The following is a 7,547-nucleotide window of genomic DNA, read 5'->3' as shown; positions in this document are numbered from 1 at the left end:
GCGTCGGGGGTCTCGGCCGGGCGCTCCGGCTGCTCGGACGGCGGCGGCGGCACGTCGGGCGTTTCGCGCGGGGTGTCGGGCTGGGCCGGCGTCTCGGGCCGGCTGGGCGCTTCGGGCCGCGACGGCGTGTCCGGCGTCTCGGGCGCGTCTTCGCTGCCGCCCTCCTGCACGATGGCGTCGAGACCTTCCTCGAGTTTCGAGGAGGATTTGAGCAACCGGCTCTTGAGCTTGCCGAAGAAGGACATGTGGCGGACCCTTTGCGATACCTGATGTTCCACCTAATACGCCTCCGCGCCGGTGAAAAGTGTGAGTTGACCCGCCAGCGGCGCTGGGGCCAACTGCCGGGCATGTGGCGGGCGATGCTGATCTCGGGTCTCCTGGCCCTGGCGGGACCGGCGGCGGCGGATGCCCCGCCGCCCCCGTCGGAGCCCGGAACGCTCTGTTCGGACGGGGCGTTCGGGCCGGTGCAATGCATCCGGCCGAGCCAGTTCGTGCACGACACCTGCCAGGCGATCGGCCATTTCGCCGCGCGGAACGGGCTCGACCCGGGCTTTTTCGCGCGGCTCCTGTGGCAGGAAAGCCGCTTCGATCCCAACGCACTAAGCCACGCCAACGCGCAGGGCATCGCGCAGTTCATCCCCTCGACCGCGAAGCTGCGCGGGCTCATCGACCCCTACAACCCCGCCGAGGCGATGGAGTATTCCGCCGAATATCTCGGCGAGCTGACCCGGCGCTACGGCAACCAGGGACTGGCCGCGGTGGCCTACAACGGCGGCGAGCGGCGCGCCGGTGCGCTGGTCGCCGGCGGTGCCACCCTGCCCCGCGAGACGGTGAACTACGTGCGCATCATCACCGGGGTGTCGGCGGACACATGGGCCGAGGACCCGCCGGAGACGCATGACTTCAGCCTCCAGCCCGACAAACCCTTTCCTGCTGCCTGCCACGAACTGGCGCGCGACCGGCGCTTGACGGCGCTTGCCCCGCCCGAGCCTGAGCTCGCGCCTTGGGGGGTGCAGATGGCCTTCGGCACCACCAAGGCGCGGGCCATGGCGCAATATCGCGAGCGCGCCCGCAGGTGCTCCGGGCCGGTGGCCGGCGACGAGCCAGACCTCGTCTGGAAGAAAAGCCGCGCCAGCCCCAGGGGCGGCTACTGGATGGCCCGGGTCGGCCGCGACGACCGGCAGGCGGCGTGGTCGCTGTGCAAGGCGCTGAAGGCGCGCGGCTGCGCCTGCGCGGTCTACAAGAACTGAACGGGCTGCCAGCGCGTCCTGCGGGACACGGGCTTCCTGTCTAACCTGCATGCGGCACGGGTCTGCGTGGCGATGGCAGTGGCTTCGGTGCTATGAGGGAAGCGGGGCGGCATCGAGGAAAACGGCATGGCACGTTTCGTGATCGCGACATCGGGCATGGTGGCGCTGCTGGCGCTGGGGTTGGCGTTCGGCGGCGCATGGGCCTGGGCGGCGCTGCTCTGCATCACCGTGGTCACCTATTTCCTGGACCGAATCGCGGCGCTGGCGGCGCCGGACCACCCCGAGCGGGAGTTTCCCGCGGGCGACGGGCTCGCCGCACTGCTGGGCCTCGTGCATTTTCCGCTGCTCTACGCCGGTGCATGGGCGGTGGCCGGGCACGGCGCGCATGGCCCCGGCGCCCGGGTGGCGCTGTTCTTCGCGCTGGCGCTGTTCTTCGGGCAGGTGAGCAACTCGAACGCGCATGAGCTGATCCACCGTCAGAGCCGCTGGCTGCGGCGGCTTGGGGTGGCGGTCTACTGCTCGCTGCTCTTCGGACATCATGCCTCGGCGCATGTGCGGGTGCATCATGTGCTTGCGGCGACGGCGGGGGATCCGAACTCGGCCCCGCTGGGACGCAGCTACTACCGCTTCGCGCCGCGCGCCTGGCTCGGCAGCTTCCGGTCGGGATTGCGCGCCGAGACCGCGCTGCGGGCCCGGCGCGCCCGGCGGCGGGGCTTGCATCCCTATCTGACCTACGCCGGTGGCGCGGTGCTGTCACTGGGGTTGGCGTGGCTGGTCGCCGGAGCCGGCGGCCTGCTGGCGCTGCTCGGCCTTGCGGTCTACGCGCAGGCGCAGCTTCTGCTATCGGACTACGTGCAGCACTACGGGCTGCGGCGGCGCGAGGTCGCGCCGGGCCGCTTCGAGCCGGTGGGACCGCAGCACAGCTGGAACGCGCCGCACGGGGCCTCGTCGGCGCTGATGCTGAACGCACCACGACACTCCGACCACCACGCCCACCCGGGCCGGCCCTACCCGGGGCTGGAGCTCGACCGGGCGGCGATGCCGATCCTGCCGCATTCGCTGCCGGTGATGGCGGTGCTGGCGCTGGTGCCGCCGGTCTGGCACCGGATCATGGACCCGCGCGCACGTCGTTGGCAGGCGGGCTGAAACCGGACACGGCGACGCATCGAAGCGGCGGGACGATCTGACACTGAGGGGAAAATACGCTGGCTGGTTGCGGGCCTGGCGTCTCCGGGTGCGGCATGCGGGAGACCTAGCTGGGTACGTGGCGCGCTGGCGTTGGAGAGACCAATACTCCCGAATCCCGAAGACGTCAATTTATTATTTCAGATCAAATACTTGACTTATTTAGTCAAGTGCTTGCCGGGCGGCCGCCCTTGCCTTCGCCCTTCCCTTGTCGTGCAAGCTCTGGCAGGCTCCGAGCATGCGCCGTCTCGCCGTCTTCCTGCTTGCCCTCCTGCCGCTGTCGCTTGCCGCGGCGGAGCCGATGTCGCCGCAGGAGTTCGAGCGCTACGTGACCGGCAAGACGCTCTATTTCGGGCTCGACGGCACCTCCTACGGGGTCGAGGAATACCTGCCCGACCGGCAGGTGCGCTGGTCGTTCCTCGACGGCAAGTGCAAGGACGGCTTCTGGTACGGCGAAGACGGCATGATCTGCTTCGTCTACGAGGACCAGCCGGTGCCGCAATGCTGGAGCTTCTTCCGCGAGGGCTCGGGGCTGCGCGCGGTCTTCGAGAACGACCCGGCGAACACGGTGCTCTACGAGGCGCAGCAGGACGACGCGCCGATGATGTGCCTCGGGCCGGAGGTGGGCGTCTGAGGCGCGTCCCCTGACGGGCGCCGCTGACGTCGAGGTTGCGGACCATTTGGGGGCTCTGCCCCCGTCGCGCTGAGCGCGCCTCCCCCGGGAATATTTATGGCCAGAAGAAGCGCTGGCGCCGCGCCCGGTCGGCCCCGGTCAGAACAGGCTGCCCTGTTCGGGCTTGTCGCCGGGTTTGCGGCGGGCCTTCGGTTTCGGCGCGCTGCCGCCGACCGGAAAGCGGCCGTCGGCGAACTCGATCTCGAGCCCGGCGGCCTGCTCGGCCTCGGCCTTGCGGGTGAGCACGTGGCCCTCGCCGCTGCGCACCACCGCGTAGCCGCGCGCCAGCGTGCCCTTGTAGCTGAGCGTCTCGAGCAGTCGCGAGAGCCCCGAAAGACGGGTGGCCGGGTCCTCGAGACGGCGCGTGCCGGCCTCACCGAGGCGGCGGGCAAGCGTGTCGAGACGGTCGCGGCTGCGGGCGATCTCGCGTTCGATCGGGCGCAGCGAGAGCCGGTCCGTGCGGCGCCCCAGCGACTCGCGGCCGTGGGCGATGGTGCGGGCGAGAAGCGAGGGGCGCAGCGCGCCGGCGACGTCGGAGAGCGCCACGCGGCGCTGCTCGGTGCCGCGGATGAGCGCGCGCGGCAGCCGGTCGGCGAGGATGTCGAGCCGCTGGCGCGGCTGGTCGAGCAGCGTGTCGGCGCGCGGCAGGCCGCGGGACAGGTCGCGCAGGCGCTGGCTGCGGGTCTCGATGCGCTGCCCCATGGCGCGGGTCATGCGTGCGCCGGCCTCGCCGGTCCAGCCGAGCAGTTCCATGCGCACCGGCACGGCGATCTCGGCGGCGGCGGTGGGCGTCGGCGCGCGCTTGTCGGAGACGAAATCGATGAGGGTGGTGTCGGTCTCGTGGCCCACGGCCGAGATCAGCGGGATGCGCGAGGCGGCGGCGGCCCGGGCGACGCTTTCCTCGTTGAAGCCCCACAGATCCTCGACCGAACCGCCGCCACGGGCGACGATCAGCAGGTCGGGTCGCGGCAGCGCGCCGCCGGGGCTGAGGGCGTTGAAGCCCTCGATGGCGTGTACCACGTCGGGGGCGCAGCGCTGGCCCTGCACCGCCACCGGCCAGATCAGCACCTTGCGCGGGAACCGTTCGCGCAGGCGGTGCAGGATGTCGCGGATCACCGCGCCCGAGGGCGAGGTGACCACGCCGATCACCTCCGGCAGGTAGGGCAGCGGCTGCTTGCGGCTCGCGTCGAAGAGCCCCTCGGCCTGCAGCTGCGCCTTGCGCTTCTCGAGCATCGCCATCAGCGCGCCGAGCCCCGCCGGGCGGATGTCCTCGATGACGATCTGGTATTTCGACTGGCCCGGGAAGGTGGTGAGCCGCCCGGTGGCGACCACCTCCATGCCCTCTTCGGGCTGGGTCTCGAGCCGCGAGGCGACACCCTTCCAGACGACACCCGAGAGCACCGCGCGGTCGTCCTTGAGGTCGAGGTAGACATGCCCCGAACGCGGGCGCGAGACGCGGCCGACCTCGCCCTTGACGCGGACGTGGCCGAACTCGCCCTCGATCATGCGCTTGACCGCCCCCGAGAGCTCGGAGACGGAGAATTCGGGGGTGTTGCCGCTGGGGTCGTCGTCGAGAAGGTCCATGCGCCGCACCCTAGCGCCGGGCCGCGCGGATGGGAATGCCCCGCGCGCCCGTGCTTGGCGGCGATTGCTTCCCCGCTGGGCGGGTCCTTTCGCCGCCACGTCTTGCGCGGTTGGGGGCGCATCGCTAGGACGGCGCAGAGCGAAGCGGAGAAGGCGAAGACATGAACATCCTCATTCTCGGTGGCGGTGGCCGCGAACATGCGCTGGCCTGGGCGGTGATGCAGAACCCCAAGTGCGACAAGCTGATCGTCGCGCCCGGCAATGCCGGCATCGCGCAGATCGCCGAATGCGCGCGGCTCGACATCGAGGACGGCGGCACCGTGGTCGAATTCGCCGGCGAGAACGCCATCGACCTCGTCATCATCGGCCCCGAGGCGCCGCTGGCCGCGGGCGTGGGCGACGCGCTGCGCGACGCGGGCTTCCCGGTGTTCGGCCCCTCAAAGGAGGCGGCGCGGCTCGAGGCCTCGAAGGCCTTCACTAAGGAGATCTGCGACGCGGCGCAGGCCCCCACCGCCGGCTACGGGCATTTCACCGATGCGGCCTCGGCCAAGGCACATGTCGCCGCTCAGGGCGCGCCGATCGTGGTCAAGGCCGACGGGCTCGCCGCCGGCAAGGGCGTGATCATCGCCGAAACCGTCGCCGAGGCCGAGGAAGCCATCGACGACATGTTCGGCGGTGCATTCGGTGGCGCCGGCGCCGAGGTGGTGATCGAGGAATTCATGACCGGCGAGGAGGCCTCGTTTTTCCTGCTGGTCGACGGCGAGGACGTGCTGCCGATCGGCACCGCGCAGGATCACAAGCGCGTCGGCGAGGGCGACACCGGCCCCAACACCGGCGGGATGGGCGCCTATTCCCCCGCCCCGGTGCTGTCGGACGAGATCGCGCAGAAGGCGCTCGACGAGATCATCCGTCCGACCATGTCCGAGATGGTCAAGCGCGGCACCCCCTACTCGGGCGTGCTCTATGCCGGGCTGATGATCGAGAACGGCCAGCCCCGGCTTGTCGAATACAACGTGCGCTTCGGCGACCCGGAATGCCAGGTCCTGATGATGCGGCTCGGCGCGCAGGCGCTCGACCTGATTCACGCCTGCGCCGAGGGCCGTCTGGCAGAGGCCCAGGTGACATGGGCCGACGATCACGCGATGACGGTGGTGATTGCGGCGAAAGGCTACCCCGGCGCCTACGAGAAGGGCACGGTGATCGGCGGGCTCGAGGGGCTGCCCGAGGACAGCTTTCACCAGATGTTCCACGCCGGCACGGCGCAGGCGGACGGCAAGGTCGTCGCGAGCGGCGGCCGGGTGCTCAACGCCACCGCACGCGGGGCGACGCTGGCGGAGGCCGCCGAGCGCGCCTATGCGCTGGTCGACGGCGTGGACTGGCCCGAGGGGTTCTGCCGCCGCGACATCGGCTGGCGCGCGCTCTGAACCGGCGGGGCGCCCCGGCGCCCTGCACACCGCCTGCCGGGTGTCGTCGCCCCGGGTTTGAGCCGTGCTCGTGGCGCCCGTTGCCAGCGCGCGGGCCCTGCCCCATTCAGACCACGGAATTTTCTCTTGACCGCTGCTTTTGCCGGGCACCCTGCGCCGAACGGCGGGACGGGGTGTGCGATGCAGAAGGGCCTGATGATGAACGTGGCGGTGCTGGGGATCGTCCTTGCGCTGCCGATCCTCCGGGACGGCCAACGCGGGCCGTCGCTGTGGCACCAGAGCGCCGCACAGGCGCGTGTTGCGGGGCTCGACGCCGAGCTCGCCCCGCGCATCCCCTTCCAGAAAGCACTGCTTGTTCCCCGCGACCGTGAGGTCAACGGCCACAGGCTCCGCACCGTCGCAAGGTTCGAGCTCGAGGCGCTGGTGCTGGCGCGTCGCGACTACAGCTTCGGCCGGGAAGCGGGGTTCAGCGGCACCGACTTGGCGCTTGGCTGGGGGCGGATGTCGAACCCGGTGCACGTCGAGGAGGTGAAGGTCACGCAGGCGCGGCGGTTCTACTTCTGGTCACAGAAACCGGGCTCGAAGCTGACGCCGGACGAGGTGACGCGGTCGAGCTCCAACATGCACCTGATCCTGACCGAGAGCGCGCATCACGATGCGATGAAGGCCATCGGCAAGGGCGACGTCGTCGTGATCGAGGGCTGGCTGGTCGACGTGACCGGCCCTAAGGGCCGCGAATGGCGCAGCTCCCGGCGGCGCGACGACACGGGCGCCGGGGCCTGCGAGATCATCCTCGTGGACCGCATCCGGCGTCGCGCGCCGGTGCAGGACGTGACCACGACCGGATGAGCCATCGGCAAAAGAAGAGCGGCGCCCCGCGAGGGAACGCCGCTCTTGGCACTTGTTACCTTACGAATAGGGTGGATCAGGCCGCAGCGGAGCTGTTCGAGCCGATGAACCACGCATCCTTCTCGGCTGCACGGCTGACCTCGGTGAAGAGGTCGGCGGTGTCCTCGTCGCCGGCCTCGTCGGCGGCTTCGATGCCTTCACGCAGCTTGGTGGTGTAGGCGTTGTAGCGCTCGACCAGCGCGGCGACGTGGTCCTCGATCTTCACGATGTCCGTGGGATAGGGCTCGAGCGAGCTCTTCTCGGCCACCGTCTTCGAGGTGCCCTGTGCAAGACCGCCCATCATCGCGATGCGCTCGGCCATGTCGTCGGCGCCGTTGCGCAGGTTGGCGGTCACGTCGTCGAGCAGTTCATGGACGCCGATGAAGCCGGTGCCCTTGAGGTTCCAGTGCGCCTGCTTGACGGCGTGGCTGAGGTCGATCGTGTCGGCCAGACGCTCGTTGAGGACGGCAATCATTTCCTTGCGGGCGTTTTCCTTGAGAAACGGAACGAAGTTCTGCGGCATGGCGTGACTCCTTTGACTGA

7 protein-coding genes and 1 pseudogene are annotated in these 7,547 nt (G+C 70.2%); 5 read left to right on the top strand and 3 right to left on the bottom strand.

What is annotated here, in order from left to right; translation table 11 throughout:
• Positions 1–245, bottom strand: a pseudogene (locus D6860_RS23930) (signal recognition particle-docking protein FtsY); the annotation flags it as partial.
• Positions 246–311: 66 nt separating this feature from the next.
• Here D6860_RS23930 and D6860_RS23925 point away from each other — a divergent pair.
• From D6860_RS23925 to D6860_RS23915, 3 genes are all read left to right on the top strand, one after another.
• Positions 312–1,250 (top strand): lytic transglycosylase domain-containing protein, encoded by a 939-nt coding sequence (locus tag D6860_RS23925; RefSeq protein ID WP_229743238.1) that lies wholly within the window; start codon positions 312–314, stop codon positions 1,248–1,250.
• A 126-nt stretch (positions 1,251–1,376) separates the two neighbouring features.
• A complete protein-coding gene (locus tag D6860_RS23920) occupies positions 1,377–2,396 on the top strand; it encodes an alkane 1-monooxygenase (RefSeq protein ID WP_076622021.1) in 1,020 nt (339 codons plus the stop codon).
• 277 nt (positions 2,397–2,673) lie between these two features.
• Positions 2,674–3,069, top strand: a complete 396-nt coding sequence (locus D6860_RS23915; protein ID WP_076622022.1) for a hypothetical protein — start codon at positions 2,674–2,676, stop codon at positions 3,067–3,069.
• 138 nt (positions 3,070–3,207) lie between these two features.
• On the opposite strand, the gene xseA is transcribed toward D6860_RS23915, so the two are convergent.
• Positions 3,208–4,692 carry an exodeoxyribonuclease VII large subunit gene (xseA, locus tag D6860_RS23910; protein WP_076622023.1) on the bottom strand — a complete coding sequence of 495 codons (1,485 nt, stop codon included), beginning with the start codon at positions 4,690–4,692 and terminating at the stop codon, positions 3,208–3,210.
• Between the two features lie 161 nt (positions 4,693–4,853).
• Here xseA and purD point away from each other — a divergent pair, with 161 nt between their 5' ends.
• Both purD and D6860_RS23900 read left to right on the top strand, forming a co-directional pair.
• Positions 4,854–6,116 carry a phosphoribosylamine--glycine ligase gene (gene purD / locus D6860_RS23905; protein ID WP_076622024.1) on the top strand — a complete coding sequence of 421 codons (1,263 nt, stop codon included), beginning with the start codon at positions 4,854–4,856 and terminating at the stop codon, positions 6,114–6,116.
• A gap of 180 nt (positions 6,117–6,296) precedes the next feature.
• A complete protein-coding gene (locus D6860_RS23900) occupies positions 6,297–6,965 on the top strand; it encodes a hypothetical protein (protein ID WP_076622025.1) in 669 nt (222 codons plus the stop codon).
• 76 nt (positions 6,966–7,041) lie between these two features.
• Here D6860_RS23900 and dps read toward each other — a convergent pair whose 3' ends face one another.
• Complete coding sequence (dps, locus tag D6860_RS23895; RefSeq protein WP_076622026.1) at positions 7,042–7,527, bottom strand: DNA starvation/stationary phase protection protein Dps; 486 nt, start codon at positions 7,525–7,527, stop codon at positions 7,042–7,044.
• Between the last annotated feature and the right edge of the window lie 20 nt (positions 7,528–7,547).

This window comes from Salipiger sp. D13 (genome assembly GCF_003703915.1).
In the GTDB taxonomy this organism is placed as follows: Bacteria; Pseudomonadota; Alphaproteobacteria; order Rhodobacterales; family Rhodobacteraceae; genus Salipiger; species Salipiger profundus.
This window is presented reverse-complemented; position numbering and strand designations above follow the sequence as displayed.

Excerpts from the sequence above, each read along its gene's own strand:
- D6860_RS23900 (WP_076622025.1), top strand. The coding sequence starts at position 6,297 with ATGCAGAAGGGCCTGATGATGAACGTGGCGGTGCTGGGGATCGTCCTT.
- xseA (WP_076622023.1), bottom strand. The coding sequence starts at position 4,692 with ATGGACCTTCTCGACGACGACCCCAGCGGCAACACCCCCGAATTCTCC.
- D6860_RS23915 (WP_076622022.1), top strand. The coding sequence starts at position 2,674 with ATGCGCCGTCTCGCCGTCTTCCTGCTTGCCCTCCTGCCGCTGTCGCTT.
- dps (WP_076622026.1), bottom strand. The coding sequence starts at position 7,527 with ATGCCGCAGAACTTCGTTCCGTTTCTCAAGGAAAACGCCCGCAAGGAA.
- purD (WP_076622024.1), top strand. The coding sequence starts at position 4,854 with ATGAACATCCTCATTCTCGGTGGCGGTGGCCGCGAACATGCGCTGGCC.
- D6860_RS23920 (WP_076622021.1), top strand. The coding sequence starts at position 1,377 with ATGGCACGTTTCGTGATCGCGACATCGGGCATGGTGGCGCTGCTGGCG.